Source organism: Neoactinobaculum massilliense (assembly GCF_900604955.1).
GTDB classification, from domain to species: domain Bacteria; phylum Actinomycetota; class Actinomycetes; order Actinomycetales; family Actinomycetaceae; genus Neoactinobaculum; species Neoactinobaculum massilliense.
Map to the genome: position 1 here is coordinate 328,980 of NZ_UWPE01000001.1, position 18,555 is coordinate 347,534.

Consider the following 18,555-nt stretch of genomic DNA (forward strand, 5'->3'; position numbering starts at 1 on the left):
CCATAGTGGGTACAGATGTAACGGCGTGAGGGCATGCTTGTGTCCCGGTATCGCGCCGAGGTTCCTCCCCGCGCGGACGCTCACTTCCGGGCGGGTAGGTGTTTACTCCCGGTTCACTTTCTGTTTTTACTGTGGATAGGTACTCATCCATCACGAAAGGGATCATCATGCAGCGTTCACGCACGGGCGCCCTGGCCGGTTGCGGCCTGGCGGCCCTGCTCGCTCTTGGTTCTGTCAGCCTCACGCCGTCCGCATTTGCGGCTACCGCTGACCAGAGCGCCATCACCATCGCGGCAATCTCCGATTTCCACGGTCACATCGAGAATGCCTCCCAGCTCAAATACCAGCTGGATCAGGTGAAGGCCTCCTCGGATAACTTCATGTTCGTGGGCAACGGGGACCTGGTAGGTGGCTCCGCCTATGTCTCCTCGATTGCCAACGATTCGCCCACCATCTCCATCCTCGGCCAGATGGGCCTGCAGGTATCCGGTGCCGGCAACCACGAGTTCGACAAGGGTTACGCGGACTTCCGTGACCGCATCATTCCCGAGGCCGCAACCGCCGGCTACCATTACACGCTTGCTTCCGTGGATGGTGTGGATCCGAGCGTGCTGCCCCCGTACTACATCCTCACCACGAACGACGGCGTGTCGGTTGCTTTCGTTTCCGGCGTCACCGACGAACTGCCTACATTGGTCAGCCCCGCCGGCATTAAGGGACTCACCCCCACGCAGGATCAGGACGCGATCAATAGGGTAGCCGCACAACTCAAGGACGGGAACGCGGCGAACGGCGAGGCGGACGTCGTCGTCGCACTGGACCACTCCGATTCGGCGAACGCCGCCAAGATCGGCCCGAACGTTGACGCCGTGGTTGCCGGGCACACGCACCTGAACGCTGAGACGACGACGGCGTCGGGCGCTCCGGTGGTGGAGCCGGAATCCTACGGCACCGCCTTTGGCGAAATCACCATTACCTATGATAAGGCCACGAAGAAGGCTACGGCCACGGGCAAGGTCAACCACGTCAAGGACCAGCGGGACAAGAATGGGATGCTCCCGGATGGTAGCTACGACGCCACCATCGAGCAGGCCTACCAGGACGCCAAGGCGAACGCTGAAAAGCTGGGCGCGGCGCAGGTGGGCACCATCAAGGGTGTGGCCAACCGCGGCACCGATTCCCGCTTCCTCAATGACACGGGCGCTAACCGTGGCACAGAATCTTCGCTGGGCAATCTGGTGGCCGAGGGCTTCTACCAGTACTCCCAGTCCCTCACCAATAAGGCCGATTTCGGCATCACGAACGCCGGCGGCCTCCGCGCGGACCTCGATCCGAACGGCGATGGTGTGATCACGCTGGAGGAGTCCTACACGCAGATGCCGTTCGGCAACTCCTTCGGCACGCGCTCCGTCACCGGTGCGCAGGTGTACGAGATGCTTGAGCAGCAGTGGAAGAACGAGCCCAACGCGTCTCGTCCGATCCTGCGCCTGGGCCTCTCGAAGAACATCTACTACACGTATGATCCGGCGGCCGAGTACGGCCACCACGTAACCGGCGTGTACCTCAACGGTAAGGCCATTGATCCTAATGCCACCTACACGATCGCCTCTGCGGCCTTCCTGCTGGCCGGTGGCGACGGTTTCGATGCGCTCGCGGAGGGCACGGACTTCGTGGACACCGGCATCATTGATAACGATGCCTTCAACGCATTCCTGGCCGCCACACCAGACGTCAGGCCGGACTACTCGCAGCACTCCATCGGCATCACCGGTGCCGATACGCTGCAGCCGGGCAAAAAGGCCACCCTCAAGCTGGCCTCCCTATCCATGACGTCCACTGAGCCCCTGGGCAACGGCGTGGCCGTCTACCTCAATGGCACTCAGGTGGCCTCCACTGACCTGGATAACACCGTGACGCCGCAACTGGACGAGACCGGTACCGGTACCGTGAGCTTTACGGTTCCGGCCGACGCGCCCGAGGCATCTCAGCTACGCATCGTGACCGGCACGCTGCTAAAGAATGGAACGGTGGTGGATCCGATCACGGACGTGACAGCGAACGTGACCGTGAAGGCGGCGGCCAGTGAGGAGCCGACGGGTGAACCCACCTCAACGCCGACGACCAAGCCTGCTGCCGCCTCCTCCGCTCCGAACGCGTTTAACGCGGATGCTGATGGCAACTTCACCGTTGATAAGGTGGCGGCCTTTGGCAAGGCCAGTGATACGCCGCTGATGGGCGATTGGGATGGCGACGGTGTTGCCACTCCGGCGGTCCAGCGCGGCAACGTGTTCATGCTCAAGAACTCCTTTGCCGGTGGCAAGGCGGACGTGACGTTCGCTTTCGGCAAGGCTTCTGATGCGGCCATTGCCGGTGACTTTGATGGCGACGGGAAGGATTCCATCGCCGTGCGCCGAGGCAGTCAGGTGTTTGTGCAGAACAAGCTGGCCGGCGGCGAGGCGGCCTTCCACTTCGTGTACGGCAAGGCTTCTGATGCGGCCATTGCCGGTGACTTTGATGGCGACGGGAAGGATTCCATCGCCGTGCGCCGAGGCAGTCAGGTGTTTGTGCAGAACAAGCTGGCCGGCGGCGAGGCGGATAAGGTGTTCGTGTTTGGTCGCACCGGCGATCAGGCCGTGGCCGGTGACTTCGATGGTGACGGCAAGGACACCGTGGCGGTGGTGCGCGGCAACAAGGTGTTCCTCAACAACAAGTTGGCCGGCGGAGTGGTTGCAGGGCATACGTTTGGTGCCTCCAATGCCACGTTCTTCGCCGGTGACTTCAATGCCGACGGTGTGGATACGATCGCGTATCACAAGTAAATTCCGCGGCACCTGCGCCTAGCGCCTCGTGCTGTTGCGTAAGTGGTGGGGAAGCACGCTTCCCCACCACTTTTGTATCCGTCCGTGAATGATGCGCCGGTGTGAAGCATGAAACCAATTACCGTGGAGGCCGCGAGGCCGCGCATAGACTAGGCGAATGGTACGCGATGAAGATTTTGCCCCACTGGCATTGACATATGATGATGTTCTTCTCCTTCCGCAAGCAACCGATGTGATTCCCTCCGAGGTGGATGCCTCCTCGCGGCTCACCAAGAAAATCACTCTCCGCACCCCCGATCCTTTCCGCCGCCATGGATACCGTGACGGAAACGCGCATGGCTATTGCTATGGCGCGGCAGGGCGGAATTGGCATTATTCACCGGAACCTCTCCATTGCGGACCAGGCGCAACAGGTACGCGAAGTGAAGCGTTCGGAATCCGGCATGATCGACGATCCGGTCACCGTGGGGCCGGAGGCCACCATCACGGAGTTGGATGAGCTGTGCGGCCGCTACCGCATTTCCGGCCTGCCGGTGGTGGACAAGGATGGGCTGCTGCTCGGCATCATCACCAATCGCGATCTCACTTTCCTGCCGCGCTCCGCCTATGACACCACGCGTGTAGCGGACGCGATGACACCCATGCCGTTAGTGACGGCGTCGCGCGGTTCCTCCCGCGAAGAGGCGGCCAGGCTCATGGCCGAACACAAGATTGAAAAGCTGCCGCTGGTGGATGAGAACGGCAAGCTCACCGGCCTCATGACCGTCAAAGATTTCGTGAAGACGGAACAGTATCCACACGCGTCCAAGGATGCTCAGGGTCGGCTACTGGTGGGCGCCGGCGTGGGGTATCTGACGGACTCCTGGGACCGCGCCACCGCACTGGCCGAAGCGGGCGTGGACGTACTGGTGGTCGATTCCGCCAATGGTGAAGCCAAGCTGGCGCTGGACATGGTGCGTCGGCTCAAGTCTGATTCCGGGTTTGACGGCGTCCAAGTGATCGGCGGCAATATCGCCACGCGATCCGGCGCTCAGGCCATGATCGACGCCGGTGTGGACGCAGTCAAGGTTGGCGTGGGCCCGGGGTCCATCTGCACCACGCGCGTGGTGGCCGGCGTGGGCGTCCCGCAGATCACCGCTATTCGCGAGGCCGCGAAGGCAGCGGAACCGGCGGGCGTTCCCGTTATTGCCGACGGCGGTCTGCACTACTCTGGCGATATCGCCAAGGCCATGGTGGCTGGTGCGGACACCGTGATGCTCGGCTCGCTACTAGCCGGCACCGAGGAAACCCCGGGCACACTGGTCACCGTGCAGGGCAAGCAGTTCAAGGCGTACCGTGGTATGGGCTCGCTGGGGGCCATGAGCTCCCGCGGCAAGAAGAGCTACTCGAAGGACCGGTACTTCCAGGCGGACGTCACCTCCGATGAGAAAATCATCCCGGAGGGCATTGAAGGGCGCGTGCCTTACCGCGGGCCGGTATCCGGCACGCTCTACGAGCTCATGGGTGGCCTCCACCAGTCCATGTTCTATTCCGGTGCTCGCACCATTCCGGAGCTGAAGGAGCGTGGACGCCTGGTACAGATGACGGCGGCCGGCCTTAAGGAATCCCACCCGCACGACATTCAGATCACCGCCGAGGCGCCCAACTATCCGATGTCCGGTAATTAGTAGCAGCCGATAGGTATACGGCGCGGGCGCCTCGCAGAGCTTCCCTGGCGGCACCGCTGTCGGGGGTACCGCCAGGGGTAGGCACCCCCGATGAAGCGGCCTGGTCTAGTCCACCGTGATAGGCCAGGCCGTGGAGTAGGCGCCCGGGCGGCGACGGTGAATAAACGCCTGGAATTCGCTGTTCGCCTCCCGCTGCGCACCATCCAGTTCTTCTAGACTCATGGATGCCATCCTGGGGAACCGCTGCGCCTGGGCGCGAAGCACGCGCAGGGTGGCGAGGACGTCCGTTTCGGCGTCGTGAAAACCATCATTCTGGCCCACGCCGTAGTGGTCTACAAGGTTTTCGAGACGCCGCTTACCGCGCCGATACCGATCCACGTAGCGATCCAGCAGGTACGGATCAAGGATGGGGAACACGGTGCCGCCCAGCCGCTCGCGTAGCGTAGCCAGGCCGTGGCGTTTGAGCTCCTGCTCCAGCAGCGTGAAGTCATAGGAGGCGTTGAACGCGACGGCCGGTAGCCCCTGGCTCATGTGCGTGGTGAGCATCTGCGCTACCTCCTCCAGTACCTCCGCGGCGGGGCGGCCCTCGTGGCGCGCCTGCTCCGTGGTGATGCCGTGGATGCGCGAGGCCGCCTCGGGGATGGGGATACCCGGATCCGCCAGCCAGGAGTGGCAGGTGGTGTCAGGACCCTCCTGATACACCAGCGACGCCGTCACTATCCTGTCTCGTTTTACGTCCACACCGGTGGTCTCGGTATCAAATCCCAATAGGGGACCGTCAATCCACATGGCTGTCCTTTCAGTGGGGCCGCCCGGCCCCTCGCGGAAAGCCTAGCGGGCGCCTCCGACAAACATTCGGATAGCGTGGTAGCGCGGACGCGGGCATGGCGGCGGGCCACAAACAGCGTTGGCCCTGCCGCCTACGTTCCAGATTCCTTGAACCCGGCTGCTCCTAGTTATTCTGAACTGGAATCCCGGTGACATCCGCGTGCCCGGCAATCGCCAGGGCCTTGGTATTCGCGCCGCCCACTTCGATGGACCCCACCGTCAGCTGGTCCACCGCACCGCCCTGTGTCACCTCAAGGGCCGGTACACCCGCGCCTTCGGTGCGGAGCTTGCCCCCTACGGTAATGCTGTTCACGTGTCCGCCGTCCTTAATGGAGAGGGCAATGGCGGACAGCTGTACTTGAACGCCGCGTACCAGCGACATGCCCGTACCACCGGTGGTGGTAACGCTTCCGGCTACCTGCAGGGTGCCGACCGGTTTGGACACCTGAATGCCGATGGAACCGTCGCCGGTAGTCCGGATGTCGGTGAAGCGGCCGGTTTCCAGCGTGCCGTCATACTGGTTGAAGCCGCGGGCACCCTTCCCGGTGGTGACGATGGGCGCCTGGACATCAAGCAGTCGAATGGTGCCAAAGTTGACAAAACCGATGCCGCTCGGCCCGGTCGATGTGACGTCGGCACGAGCCTCCCACGTATCTACCTCGCCCCAGTTGTCCAGCACCATGTCATTCTGACCGTGCGTGAGCGTGGTGCCTTCGTTAACCACACGCTCCACCTTCGCGCCAGACACAACGAAGACGCCGGCTGAGATCTTATCCGGCGTGCCGGGCTGGATTCCGCCATCGGTTTCTACGTCACCGGTGCTCATAAGGTCCGCTGTGAACAGGCCGCCCGCCGCGTTGCCCTCGCGGTCCCCGAAGCCGGCCACGAATACGCCTGAACCCCGCACGGGTGTTTCCGGCGTGCCCACGCGGATCTTGCGTAGGGTTGCCGTAAAGGATGACTCCGCTGACCGCTGCCGGTTCCAGAGTGTGAAGCCACCCTGAAGCACGTCGACACCGAAACCGTGGGGTTGCGTGGCGCGCCCGCGCACATCCGCGTCCTTGACCCATACGTTCTCGGCTTCCACCCGTACCGTCATAAGCAGGTCCGTTGCCTGAATAGAGACCTGGCCCGTGGTGGTCACATTGCTGAGAACAAAGGTGCCGGCATCCGCGATATCGGTCGCGTTATAGATCGCTTCCTCGGTGGGAGGCACGGTAACCGTGAGATCCGCCAGCGTGTTGTTGCGCGTGAGACGCACACCTTTCCCGCCGAATTCCAGGGTGCCACCGTGAAGCGTGGTGCCTTCGGGAAGGGTAATGGATGGCGAACCCGTGATGGTGCCGTCAATAGCGATGTCCTGCGCTCCGGCATTCAGGGCATCCGCCAGTTCAGCTGCGGTGCGTACAGTGGTCACGTTGAGCTCCTCTCCTGGCCGTCGAAGGCGGCACACTCGGATGACGGTTGAGGAAACGGGTAGCAAACGGGCATTATTCCGGGTGGTGTGTGCCCCGAGGAAGGGCCGAGTAGTACGTAGTTGCCGGTTCCAGCCATAGGTGGCGGCGTTACGCGTCAACGTAAGTGGCCTACTACCCGGAGACGTCGTCGTCCCGCGTAGCGGTGGAATAGCCTGGTAGCGTGAGCGAAATTGAGATTGGCCGTGGCAAGCGTGCCCGGCGAGCCTTTACCCTCGACGACATCGCCGTGGTGCCCGTGCGCCGGACGCGGGATCAGCGGGACGTATCCACCGCCTGGCAGCTGGATGCATACCACCTGGACATTCCGGTGCTCTCGGCGCCGATGGACTCGGTGGCATCGCCTCAGCTGGCGATTGCGCTCGGGAAAGCGGGTGGCCTCGGAGTGCTTAATCTTGAGGGCCTCTGGACGCGGTACGCGGATCCCACTCCTATCTACGAGGAAATCGCCGCCCAGCCCGCGGATGCCGATAACGCCCTGCTCCAGCGCGTGTATGCGGAGCCGGTGAAGGAAGAACTCGTGGGGGAGCGCGTGGAGCAGCTTCGCAGCGCCGGTGTGATCGCAGCCGGCGCTGCCTCGCCGGGCCGGGCCACGCAGCTGATTGGACCGGCGCGCGAGGCCGGCCTGGACCTATTCGTCATTCGCGGCACCACCGTGTCCGCCGAGCATGTGTCGTCCACCCGTGAACCCCTAGATTTGCGCCGGTTTATCTACGACCTCGATATTCCCGTGCTGGTGGGTGGCGCCGTGAGCTACCAGAGTGCACTACACCTCATGCGGACGGGTGCGGCCGGAATTCTGGCGGGCTACGGCGGCGGCGCGGCGTCGGCAACGCGGCTCACCGTGGGCATTGCTGCCCCCATGGCCACCGTCATCGCGGATATTGCCGGGGCGCGGCGCGATTATCTCGATGAATCCGGCGGCCGCTACGTGCATGTCATTGCGGACGGTTCCGTCTCCACCGCCGGTGACGTGGTGGCCGCGCTCGCGATGGGTGCCGACGGCGTCATGCTCGGCACGGCGCTCGCCCGCGCGCAGGAGGCGCCGGGAGGCGGGTGGCATTGGGGTCACGAGGCGGTCCATGCCCAGTTGCCGCGCGGCCGCCGCGTGCGAGTGGGCACGGTCGGTTCGCTCCAGGAGATTCTGTTTGGCCCCACCACGCGGGCGACGGGCGAGGCAAACCTGATGGGTGCGCTACGCCATGCCGTCGCTGCCAATGGATTCCGGGACCTCAAGGAGTTTCAGCATGCGCAGGTGGTTATTCGGCCCTACGAAACCCACTAGCGGGGTGCCACGTCATCGCACATTGTGTTGCGAGAACACCTGCTTACCCGCCAGCGTGGTGGGTGTCGCCCATCAACTGGTTGACGGTCACAAGCGTGTAGCCCTTCTGCTGGAGGCCCGTGATGATGCCGCTCAATGCTTTGACGGTGGACGGGTGCGTTTCATGCATGAGGATGATGGAACCCGGACGCGCGGCGAGCGCACGCTGGGTGGTGATGCTCACCGAGCGGTTTTTCCAATCCTCAGTGTCCACGTTCCACTGGATAACGGTTTGGCCGGCCGCCTTCGCGCGGGCTAGTACGTCCGCGTTTTGTGCACCGTAGGGCGGGCGCATGAGCATGGGGGTGTACCCCGTGACTGCCGCGAGCACATCGACCGGCCGAACAATCTCCTCCTCGAGGGTATTGCCACTGAGTTTGGTGAGCTGTGCATGGCTCCATGAATGCGTTCCCAGGGACATGCCGAGCTTCTGGGCGCGCCGCACGGATGCCGCGTGTCCCTGAATCTCAGACCCCACCAGGAAGAATGTGGCCGGTACACCCTTTTGCTGCAGTGTGGTGAGTACCTGATCCTCGTACGGCCCCGGGCCGTCGTCAAACGTGAGAGCCACGCACTTTGCCGTGGCGCAGTTGACGTTGACGTGCTGTACCGGTGCGGTTGGTTTGGACGGTGCCGCACTCGCGGTGGCCGTGGGTGCGGCACCGGTGGCTGTAGGCGCATCTGTGGCGCGCACGGTGGAGGCATCCGGCGTTGGGGTGGGGGAGGCCGACCCTTTGCCGGGCATCGTAGCGTCCGACGTACTGGGGGCGGACGCGGTGGCCGTGCCCGGGCCGGCCGTGTCCGTCGCGGAGGTGCTGGTCGACGAGGCAGTCAAGGACGCAGCGGGAGTGCAGGCTGCCAGGAGAAGTAGGACGGATAGTGCTGCGGCGTGCTTGAAGTGCATGGCTTCCTCTCTACTGGTCTGAGGCTACTCATCGACGTGGCTACAGAGCTATGCGGTTGCTGTCCCCATTTACTTACTGGTCCGCGAAGCGATACACGTTCGTTTCGCGTGCTACGAAACCGGAGCGCTGATAGAGCCTATTTGCGGCCTCTCGGGAGGGACGCGACGTCAGGTCCACGGTGCGTGCACCAAGCTCATGGGCGTGCGTCACGGCAGCCTCCACCAGTTGCCGGCCGATTCCTTGGCCACGGGCGGCATTGGTGACCACCACGTCCTCAATCCAGGCGCGGCGGCCGGTGGGGATATTGAACACCACCAGCGAAAGCATGCCGAGCAGGCTTCCGGCGTTATCACGCGCCACGAATAGCGACAGCGCCTGCTGGTCAAGCAGCGCCGTTACCTGCTCGCGTGTGAGAGCGGGTGCGGAGGAGGACAGCTGCCGAATGAGGGCATTGATTTCCACCGTGAATGCTTCGGTGGCGTCCCGCTGAATGGTGATCATGTGAATCCTTTCTTTACTCCGACGCGCCCGGGCGCACGGCTTCCGCGGGGATGGTTGCGATGTTTGCGAGCCAGGCCTCCGGCGTGGCGTCCGAGGGCATCCGCCAGTCCCCACGCGGGGAGAGCGTACCGCCGCTCACTACCTTGGGGCCGTTGGGGAGCGTGGAACGCTTGAACTGGTTGGCGAAGAAGCGGCGGAAGAAGAGTTCCATCCAGCCTTTGATCTCGCCCAGCGTGTATTCGTGGCGTTCATTTGCCGGGAAATGCGGCGGCCAGGTATTCGCTGCCGCATCCTGCCAGGCGTGCCACTCATAGAAGGCGATCTTTGACGGACGCAGCCCGTGCCGAAGCAGGTAAAACAGCGTGAAGTCCTGGAGTTCGTAGGGGCCAATGAGCGCCTGCGTGGACTGAAGGTGCCCACTGGCGTCCGCGGGGACCAGCTCCGGAGAAATTTCCTGGCTCAGAATGTCCTCAATGACGGCGGATGCGTCCGCGCCGAAGATGTCACCCGCAGCCGTCCAACGGAGCAGATGCTGCATGAGGGTTTTCGGAATGCCTGCGTTCACGTTGTAGTGGCTCATGTGATCGCCGACGCCGAACGTGGCCCAGCCGAGCGCGAGCTCCGAGAGATCCCCCGTACCGAGCACAATCCCGCCGTGGTATCCGGCCAGCCTGAACAGGTAGTCCGTGCGCAGGCCCGCCTGCACATTCTCAAAGGTGGTGTCATATACCGGTTCACCGTGGGCGAAGGGATGGCCCATGTCCGCGAGCATTTGCTGGGCTACCGGGCGAATATCAATCTCCTTCAGGGGGATGCCCAGAGCGCGGCAAAGCCTGCCCGCGTTGTTCTTCGTGGCTGCGGAGGTGGCAAAACCTGGGAGCGTGTAGGCGAGGATGTCGCTTCGATCCCGGCCCAGGCGATCCATCGCACCGGCCGCCACGAGCAGTGCCTGGGTGGAATCCAACCCGCCCGAAACGCCGATAATGAGCCGCGGGCTGCCAATGGAGCGGAGGCGCCGCGTGAGCGCATTGACCTGAATATGGAAGGTCTCATAGCAATCCTCATCCAGGCCGGAGGCGGATACGGCCATGAACGGGAAGCGGGAGAGAGGCCGCCTAAGCTCGCGCACCGCGGGTACGGTGGCAGCCGTAGGCGGATCCAGGCGGAAGAACACCTCCCTGAACTGGTCACGTACCTGTGGGGTTTCCTCCTTCGTGCCCACCTGCTCATGGATACGATTGTCGTCAAAAGAACCTTGCCGCATACGTTCCTGGCGCAGTACCTCCAGGTCGACGTCCGCCGCGGTGATCCGGGTGCCCTCCTGGAATCGCTCCGCGGTGGCTAGACGGGTACCGGATTCATACACCACGCCCTGCCCGTCCCAGGTGAGGTCAGTGGTGGATTCGCCCTGCCCATTAGCCGCGTAAATGTATGCGGCCTTGCAGCGGGCTGACGTGGCTGCGATCAGTAGAGCGCGGTCATCCTCCCGCCCCACCGTGACGGGGGAGCCTGAAATATTGACCAGCACGGTGGCGCCGGCCAGTGCGGCACGGGACGCCGGGGTGACGGGTACCCACATGTCCTCGCAGATCTCCACGTGGAAGATGAAATTATCCATATCCGTGGCGCGGAAGATAAGGTGCGGGCCGAACGGCGCAACGGCCGGTGGCAGGCCGTACTCCAGATCCTCGCCGCTACCCGCCAGTGCCGTGCGCGCGGGCAGGGCACTGTAATCCTCAGAACAATCAGCCGCGGCGTGGATAGGCGTGTCACTACCCGGCAGGCCGTTGTCACCACAGGGCGCGGCAGCGGCGTCGGAAAAGAACGTGCCCACGCGGTCCACGTTCACCCCGGGAAGCTCCACGGACCCGCGGATCCCAATGCCGGAGGCGAAATAACGCTTCTCATAGAATTCGCGGTAATTGGGCAGGTAGGACTTGGGTACCACGCCCAAAATATTGCCGCGGTGAATCACCACCGCACAGTTGTAAAGCCGGTTAACCCGGCGAATAGGCGCACCCACAACAATGACGGGGAACAGGGCCTCGGAGGCGTGCCGGACATACTCGATCGCGGCCAGCGTTTCCTCCAGTAGCGCATCCTGAAGGAAGAGATCATCCAGCGAATAACCGGTGAGTGAAAGTTCTGGGAATGCGGTCAACGCCACGCCCTGCGCGGCGGCATCCCTCGCCACATCCACGATGCGGCGGGCATTCTCCAGCGGCTTCCCCAACGCCACGGGGAGCGTACAGGCGGCCACTCGCACCAGGCCCTGGTCATAGATCGAGTAGAAATCTTGCATGGCACTAAGTGTGCCACGCAGCTCCGACACAATCGTGAAGTCGCGGGCGACGGGCCGGCGCGGTGCGGGCGGCGTCTGAAGAACGTGGCGGAACGAGCGGACCACAGATGGTGGTGGTCCCGGTAGAATTCCCCAAGAGGTAAGGAGATCAATGACCATTGCCGTGCTCTACAAGTACACGGGTGATTCGCGTGAGCTCGCGGTCCGCGAGGACGGTGCGCCAGACTGGTCCGCGGCACGCAAGATGATCGGCGAAGATGACGCCGTGGCGCTGCAGTATGCCGCGATGGTAGGAGACCGCGCGGGCACGCATGTGGTGGCCATCACCGTCGGTGGGGACGACGCCGGCCGCCCCGCCTCGGTACGTGGTGCGCTGGTGAAGGGACCGGGTAGTGCACGTGTCATCGCGGATGATGCCGTGCTCACCTGGAATCGCACGCGCACGGCTGATCTCATTGCGCAGGTTATTGAGCGTATGGGCGAGGTCACGCTGGTGGTAACCGGCCCGGGGTCTATCGATGAGTCCGCGCGGCTCATGCCAGCCATCGTGGCGGGTTTCCTGGGGTGGCCCTGCTTTGAGAATGTGACATCAATTGAAGCAATGGCAGGTGGCTGGAGGCTCACCCAGGCCAGTGGAACCGGCAGGAACACTATTGAGGTACGCGGTCCGGTGGTGTGTGCCGTGACGTCCGCGGTAACCACCGTCAGCGCGCCGGGCGTTGATGTCCTGCGCGCCGCGGCCGCGAAACCCGTGGTGGTGGAGCGGGCCGACGCGTATGAGGTGGCCCCAATCGCTCCGCGCGAAATTGGCTGGGAGCGCAGACCTCAGGTGGAGCGCCGCCACCGTATAGTGACCGGCCCCGCTGCTGAAGTAGAACTGAGCCGTGCGCTGGCCGAGGAGGGTATTCGATGACCACGTGGGTGGTGACCGCCGGTGCCAATGCGGCGCCAATTCTTGATGCGTTACCGGCCGACGAGACCGTGCGACTGGTGCTCGTGGAGCGTGAAGAAGCGAAAAAGACGGATTATTGCTGCCGGCTAGCGAGGTTCTCGCGCGCCTCCACCACCCACGTGGTGCTGCCTGTAAACGCGCCGGAGGAGGCAGCCGGTCCGGTCGTGGTGGCGACGGTGCGTGCGGGCCGGAGCGATACGGTGCTGCTGCCGGATACCCACGTGGAGCGCGCCTTCGCGGGCGCCCTCGCCGCCGCACTGCGTTTTCCACTGGTCGCGGATGTGCGCGAAGTGCGTCAGGGCGAATTGGTGTCCGGCCGATTCAGTGGACACGCTGTGCAGCGTGTAGCCGCGCACGGCGTGGTGGGCATGGTGTCAGGCGCCATGGCCGCCGCGTGGGAAACTGGCGCGGCGGCCCCCGCAGCCCCAGCCAAGGCGGCTGGGGCGGAAGCCGGGTGTCCGGCCGACGACGCTCGGGTGAGCCGAGATGAACCGGTGCCGGCCGAGTTGTATGCAGCTCGCGTTACCGCGGCGGCGCCGAGTGATGGGCCGCGCGTTGATCTGACGCACGCGCGGCGCGTCGTGGCCGTGGGTCGCGGTGTGCGCACGGCGGCAGACCTCGCGTTGGTGCAGGATCTAGCCGATGCCCTCGGCGCCCAGATTGGTGCCACCCGGCCCATGGTTGAGGGCGACACCGCACTGTCAGGCGGAATGGCGCTGCCGCGTGAATGCTATATCGGCCTCTCCGGCGCGGTCATTGCGCCTGATCTATACGTGGCCGTGGGTATTTCCGGGCAGGCATATCACCTCGACGGCGTTATGGACGCGCGCCTCATCGTAGCCATTAACTCAGATCCCGAGGCGCCAATCTTCTCCCGGTGCGACTACGGGATCGTGGGTGATCTGCGCGAGGTGGTACCGCGGCTGACGGCAGCCATCCGTGCGCGGCAGGCGTAGGACACCGGTACACATCCACAGGAGGCCGGGCGGAGAAACTCTCCGCCCGGCCTCCTTATTGGCTGGTCGGGGAGGCCGCGCCTTCCCGACCACTAGATTTCGCTACACCAGCGTCATGGCCTGGCGTGCGATCTCCACTTCCTCATTGGTCGGGATCACGAACACCTTGACGCGAGAATCCGGCGTCGAAATTTCGCGCTCGGAGCTTGCGTGGGCGGCATTCTTTTCCTCATCAATCGCAACCCCAAACGGCTTGAGGTATTCAATGACGTCGGCGCGCACCACGTCGTCGTGCTCACCTACACCCGCCGTGAACGTGATGGCATCCAGTCCACCCAGCATCACCGTGTACGCGGCGATGTACTTGGCGATGCGGCGCGTGTACATCCGGAGCGCCACGCGGGCGTTCTCATCACCGTTTTCCACGAGCTCATGCACGGCGCGCAGATCGGATTCCCCGGTGAGGCCCAGCAGGCCGGACTGCTTGTTGAACAGCTTGTCCACCTCATCCACGCTCATGCCACCCACGCGCTCCAGGTGGAACACGGCGGCCGGATCAATGTTGCCGGTACGTGTGCCCATCATGAGGCCCTCAAGCGGGGTGAGGCCCATTGAGGTGTCAATAGCGTGCCCGGAATCCACCGCGCTAGCCGAGGCGCCGTTACCGATATGGAGGACGATCTGCTTGAGATCATCGCGGCCCATGATCTCGGCGACGCGCTGGGAGATGTACTTGTGGGAGGTGCCGTGGGCGCCGTAGCGGCGAATGTTGTACTTGTCCGCCACCTCGCGGTTGAGGGCGTAGCGCGCTGCCTCCTCGGGGAGGGACTGGAAGAACGCGGTATCGAACACCACCACGTGCGGAGTGTCCGGGAACAGTTCCCGGGCGGCACGGATGCCGGTGAGCGCCGGTCCGTTGTGAAGCGGTGCGAGCGGGGTGAGGTCCTCGATCTTCTTTTCCACTTCGTCGGTCACCAGAGCCGGACCATCAAAATACTTGCCACCCTGCACTACGCGGTGCCCCACGGCCGCCACGTTCGAGGTCTCCAGGTTCGGCCCGAACTGCCCGAAGAACTCGATGAGCTTCTCCATGCCTACCTTGTGGTCGGGGATGGCGCCCGTGAACTCGTGCTTCTCGCCGTTCACCTCATGCTTGAGGTGCCCGTTCTCGCCTTGACCGATGCGCTCCACCAGGCCCACGGCCAGGGCTTCGCCGCTCTCGGGGTCCACCAGCTGGTACTTGATGGAGGAGGAGCCAGAGTTGATAACTAGAACTGTCACTATGTCGCTTCTTTCTGATTACTAATTGAGATACAAGGGCCGAGGCACTGACGCTACCGCGCCGTGCCTCGGCCTATTGAGCCTGGCTAGGCCTGCTGGGCCTGAATCGCCGTGATGGCTACCGTGTTGATGATGTCCTCCACGAGCGCGCCGCGGGAGAGGTCATTGACCGGCTTGTTGAGGCCCTGGAGAAGTGGCCCAATGGCTACGGCTCCAGAGGAACGCTGCACGGCCTTGTAGCCGATGTTGCCCGCATTCAAGGTTGGGAAGATGAATACGTTGGCGCGGCCGGCCACGGGGCTACCCGGAAGCTTCTTATCCGCAACCGCCGGGGACACGGCGGCGTCGAACTGAATCGGGCCCTCGATTGCCAGGTCGGGGTTCTGCTCCTTGGCGAGGCGCGTGGCCTCCACCACGGCGTCGACATCCGGTCCCTTACCAGAGGTACCGGTGGAGTAGGAGAGCATGGCCACCTTGGGATCCACGCCGAAGGCACGCGCCGTTTCAGCGGAGGAGCGCGCAATATCCGCCAGGTCCTCGGGGGTGGGGTTGGTGTTGACGGCGCAATCGGCGAACACCCATACGCGATCCTCAAGCAGCATGAGGAAGGAACCGGACACGGCGCGCGTGCCGGGCTTCGTCTTGATGGTCTGGAAGGACGGCACGATCGTGTTGGCGGTGGTGTGGTTTGCGCCGGACACCATGCCGTCGGCCTCGCCCATGTACACCATCATGGTGCCGAAGTAGGAGGGGTCCTTGAGCTTCTCCACGGCCTGCTCGTAGGTGACGCCCTTCTTGGCGCGCAGTTCGGCGAACTTCGTGGCGTACCGCTGCACGCGTTCCGGATCATCAAGGGCGACGATCTGGGCGGCGTCGATATTGATATTCAGTTCCTTCGCGCGGGCGCGGACACTCGCCTCGTCGCCCACCAGCACGATGTTGGCCACATCCCTGGCCAGGAGCTCGGCCGTGGCGTACAGGATGCGATCATCCTCGGCCTCGGGCATGACGATGGTCTTCTTATCCTGATGAGCGCGGGCGATGAGACCGGCCTGGAACGCGAGCGGCGTGACCACGGTAGAGCCGTGCTCCACGGCGGCAATCAGCGTGCGCGCATCCTGGCCGTCAAAGGCCGCCTGCGTTCCCTCGGGAACAAGCACCGTGGGGGTGGAGCCGAGGTCCAGGCTGAGGTTGGCGGCGGCGTCGGCAACGATGAGCGCGGTGACCGGGGCGTGAGCGGACTCGATTTCGCGAATAGCCGCCTGCGTGCGGAGGCGCACCTGAGTCGGCGTACGGAGCGCACCGGATACGACGGCTGCCACGGAGGTACCCAGGTTGGCTGCGGCACGGCCGGTGCGGGCCAGCACCCCGGGGATCTCGGGATCGTTGTCCAGCACGCCCAGGATTAGTACGGCATCAAAGGACTCGGCGTACTTCACGTAGCGGGTGATGAGCTGGTTCATGGCCGCGGTCTCGTCGTCAATGTAGGAGGTGCGGGTGACACCCCAGGCGTTTTCGAGATCCTCGCTGCGGCCCGCCTGCTCCAGCAGAGTGGTGAAAGCCGTATCGTTTGCCACCGGACCATTGGTGAACGCACGGAACACACCCACCTTCTGGTAGGTAGATTGCAGCACGCTCAGGTAAGCGGAAGCCACCGCTTGCGTTCCCGCGTTGCCTTCAACGGCGGTGAAGTAGATGCTCTTTGGCACTTTACGAATCCTTTCAACTGGCGTAAATCAAGAGATTTGCCTCTTCGTATTCTGGCACACCTCAGCCTCTATCACCGAAAGCAGTGGGCGGAGCATACGGCGTCGCCGGGTAGTGAGAGTTTTCACGACGCCGCCGGTGTCCGGAGCGCCCGGCGGCGTGGCGGTGGTATCGACCGCAATTCGCACGCCGTGGCCGGACCCCGGTAAGGTACAAGCGTGAGTAACGAGCAATCCAATCCCGTTCTGGTGGTCGATTTCGGTGCCCAGTACGCCCAGCTCATTGCGCGGCGCGTGCGCGAGGCCAACGTGTACTCGGAGGTGGTGCCGCATTCCATGAGCGTTGCGGACATGCGCGCCAAGAATCCCTCCGCCATCATCCTTTCCGGTGGCCCGGCGTCTGTATACTCCGACGGCGCCCCGTCCATCGATCCCGCCGTGTTCGACGCCGGTGTGCCCGTGCTGGGTATTTGCTACGGCTTCCAGCTCATGGCGCAGGGTCTGGGCGGCACGGTGGGCCGCACGGGCACCTCAGAATACGGCTCCACGGCGGCACGCGACGATTCGTCCTCCGTGCTGCTGGATGGTATTCCGGCGGACCACCGCGTGTGGATGAGTCACGGCGACGCCGTTCAGGACGCGCCCGCAGGTTTCACGGTCACCGCCTCCACGAAGGAAACCCCCGTGGCTGCCTTTGAGGATGACGCCCGTCATCTCTACGGCGTGCAGTGGCACCCGGAGGTAAAGCACTCGGACTACGGGCAAAAGGTTATTGAGAACTTCCTCTACCGCGGCGCCGGGATCAAGCCGGAGTGGAATCCCGGGTCCATTATTGACGATCAGGTTGCCAAGATCCGCGCCCAGGTGGGGGATGCAAAGGTTATCTGCGCACTCTCCGGCGGAGTGGATTCCTCCGTGGCCGCCGCACTTGTGCACCGGGCCATTGGCGATCAGCTCACCTGCTTCTTTATTGATCACGGTCTGCTCCGCGAGGGCGAGCGCGAATCGGTGGAGAAGGAATACGCAGAAACAATGGGTATCAAGGTATACACCATTGACGAATCGGGCCGCTTCCTCGGGGATCTTGCCGGCGTGACGGATCCCGAAACTAAGCGCAAGATCATCGGCCGCGACTTCATCCGCGCCTTTGAAAAGGCCGCTCGCGACATGGTGAGCGTGGCGGGCGGGGACGTGAAGTTCCTGGTGCAGGGCACGCTGTACCCGGACGTGGTGGAATCCGGCGGCGGGGACGGCACCTCCACCATCAAGAGTCACCACAACGTGGGCGGGCTTCCCGATGACATGCAGTTCCAGCTGGTGGAGCCGCTCCGGGACCTGTTCAAAGATGAGGTGCGGGCCGTTGGCCGCGAACTTGGTGTACCGGAATCCATTATTCGTCGTCAGCCATTCCCCGGGCCGGGCCTGGCTATCCGCATTGTGGGTGAGGTGACCCGGGAGGATCTGGCAACGCTGCGTGCAGCCGATGCGATTGCTCGCGAGGAGTTCACCGCGGCGGGCCTCGATGACCAGATCTGGCAGGCACCCGTGGTGCTCCTGGCCGGCGTCCGCTCGGTGGGCGTGCAGGGGGATCACCGCACGTACGGTCACCCGATCGTGCTGCGGCCTATTAGCTCCGAGGATGCGATGACCGCGGATTGGGTGCGGGTGCCCTACGACGTGCTCGCACGGATTTCTACCCGCATCACCAATTCGGTGCCGGGCGTGAACCGCGTGGTACTGGACGTGACCAGCAAGCCGCCGGCCACCATCGAATGGGAGTAAATCTCAGGCAGTAAGTACAAGGGGCGGCGCGGGTTTTCCCGCGCCGTTTTTTGTACT

General features: G+C 63.8%; 12 protein-coding genes and 1 pseudogene. 6 read left to right on the forward strand and 7 right to left on the reverse strand.

Annotated features, from left to right (window positions below):
• Positions 1-167: 167 nt before the first annotated feature.
• Together EIH27_RS01470 and guaB are read left to right on the forward strand one after the other, a co-directional pair.
• A complete protein-coding gene (locus EIH27_RS01470; RefSeq protein ID WP_124039225.1) occupies positions 168-2,819 on the forward strand; it encodes a bifunctional metallophosphatase/5'-nucleotidase in 2,652 nt (883 codons plus the stop codon).
• A 157-nt stretch (positions 2,820-2,976) separates the two neighbouring features.
• Positions 2,977-4,486 (forward strand): annotated as a pseudogene (guaB, locus tag EIH27_RS01475) (IMP dehydrogenase).
• A gap of 105 nt (positions 4,487-4,591) precedes the next feature.
• Here guaB and EIH27_RS01480 read toward each other — a convergent pair.
• Complete coding sequence (locus EIH27_RS01480) at positions 4,592-5,275, reverse strand: exonuclease domain-containing protein (protein ID WP_124039226.1); 684 nt, start codon at positions 5,273-5,275, stop codon at positions 4,592-4,594.
• A 163-nt stretch (positions 5,276-5,438) separates the two neighbouring features.
• Entirely contained in the window at positions 5,439-6,731 is a 1,293-nt protein-coding gene (locus EIH27_RS01485) for a hypothetical protein (protein WP_206424850.1), read from the reverse strand.
• A 221-nt stretch (positions 6,732-6,952) separates the two neighbouring features.
• On the opposite strand from EIH27_RS01485, the gene EIH27_RS01490 reads away from it, so the two are divergent.
• Entirely contained in the window at positions 6,953-8,074 is a 1,122-nt protein-coding gene (locus EIH27_RS01490; protein ID WP_124039227.1) for a GuaB3 family IMP dehydrogenase-related protein, read from the forward strand.
• Between the two features lie 43 nt (positions 8,075-8,117).
• On the opposite strand, the gene EIH27_RS01495 is transcribed toward EIH27_RS01490, so the two are convergent.
• From EIH27_RS01495 to EIH27_RS01505, 3 genes are all read right to left on the reverse strand, one after another.
• Complete coding sequence (locus EIH27_RS01495; RefSeq protein ID WP_124039228.1) at positions 8,118-9,017, reverse strand: polysaccharide deacetylase family protein; 900 nt, start codon at positions 9,015-9,017, stop codon at positions 8,118-8,120.
• A 73-nt stretch (positions 9,018-9,090) separates the two neighbouring features.
• Positions 9,091-9,519, reverse strand: a complete 429-nt coding sequence (locus EIH27_RS01500) for a GNAT family N-acetyltransferase (RefSeq protein WP_124039229.1) — start codon at positions 9,517-9,519, stop codon at positions 9,091-9,093.
• A 13-nt stretch (positions 9,520-9,532) separates the two neighbouring features.
• On the reverse strand, positions 9,533-11,821 hold the full coding sequence (locus EIH27_RS01505) for an NAD(+) synthase (RefSeq protein WP_124039230.1): 2,289 nt from the start codon (positions 11,819-11,821) through the stop codon (positions 9,533-9,535).
• Positions 11,822-11,972: 151 nt separating this feature from the next.
• On the opposite strand from EIH27_RS01505, the gene EIH27_RS01510 reads away from it, so the two are divergent.
• Positions 11,973-12,734: an electron transfer flavoprotein subunit beta/FixA family protein gene (locus EIH27_RS01510; protein ID WP_124039231.1), complete on the forward strand. Its 762-nt coding sequence runs from the start codon at positions 11,973-11,975 to the stop codon at positions 12,732-12,734.
• On the forward strand, positions 12,731-13,729 hold the full coding sequence (locus EIH27_RS01515; RefSeq protein WP_124039232.1) for an electron transfer flavoprotein subunit alpha/FixB family protein: 999 nt from the start codon (positions 12,731-12,733) through the stop codon (positions 13,727-13,729). The genes EIH27_RS01510 and EIH27_RS01515 overlap by 4 nt, the downstream gene beginning before the upstream one ends.
• Before the next feature lie 102 nt (positions 13,730-13,831).
• On the opposite strand, the gene EIH27_RS01520 is transcribed toward EIH27_RS01515, so the two are convergent.
• Positions 13,832-15,010, reverse strand: a complete 1,179-nt coding sequence (locus EIH27_RS01520; protein ID WP_124039233.1) for an acetate/propionate family kinase — start codon at positions 15,008-15,010, stop codon at positions 13,832-13,834.
• Positions 15,011-15,096: 86 nt separating this feature from the next.
• Complete coding sequence (gene pta, locus EIH27_RS01525; protein ID WP_241152929.1) at positions 15,097-16,719, reverse strand: phosphate acetyltransferase; 1,623 nt, start codon at positions 16,717-16,719, stop codon at positions 15,097-15,099.
• A gap of 216 nt (positions 16,720-16,935) precedes the next feature.
• Here pta and guaA point away from each other — a divergent pair, with 216 nt between their 5' ends.
• Entirely contained in the window at positions 16,936-18,498 is a 1,563-nt protein-coding gene (gene guaA / locus EIH27_RS01530) for a glutamine-hydrolyzing GMP synthase (protein ID WP_124039234.1), read from the forward strand.
• Positions 18,499-18,555 lie beyond the last annotated feature (57 nt).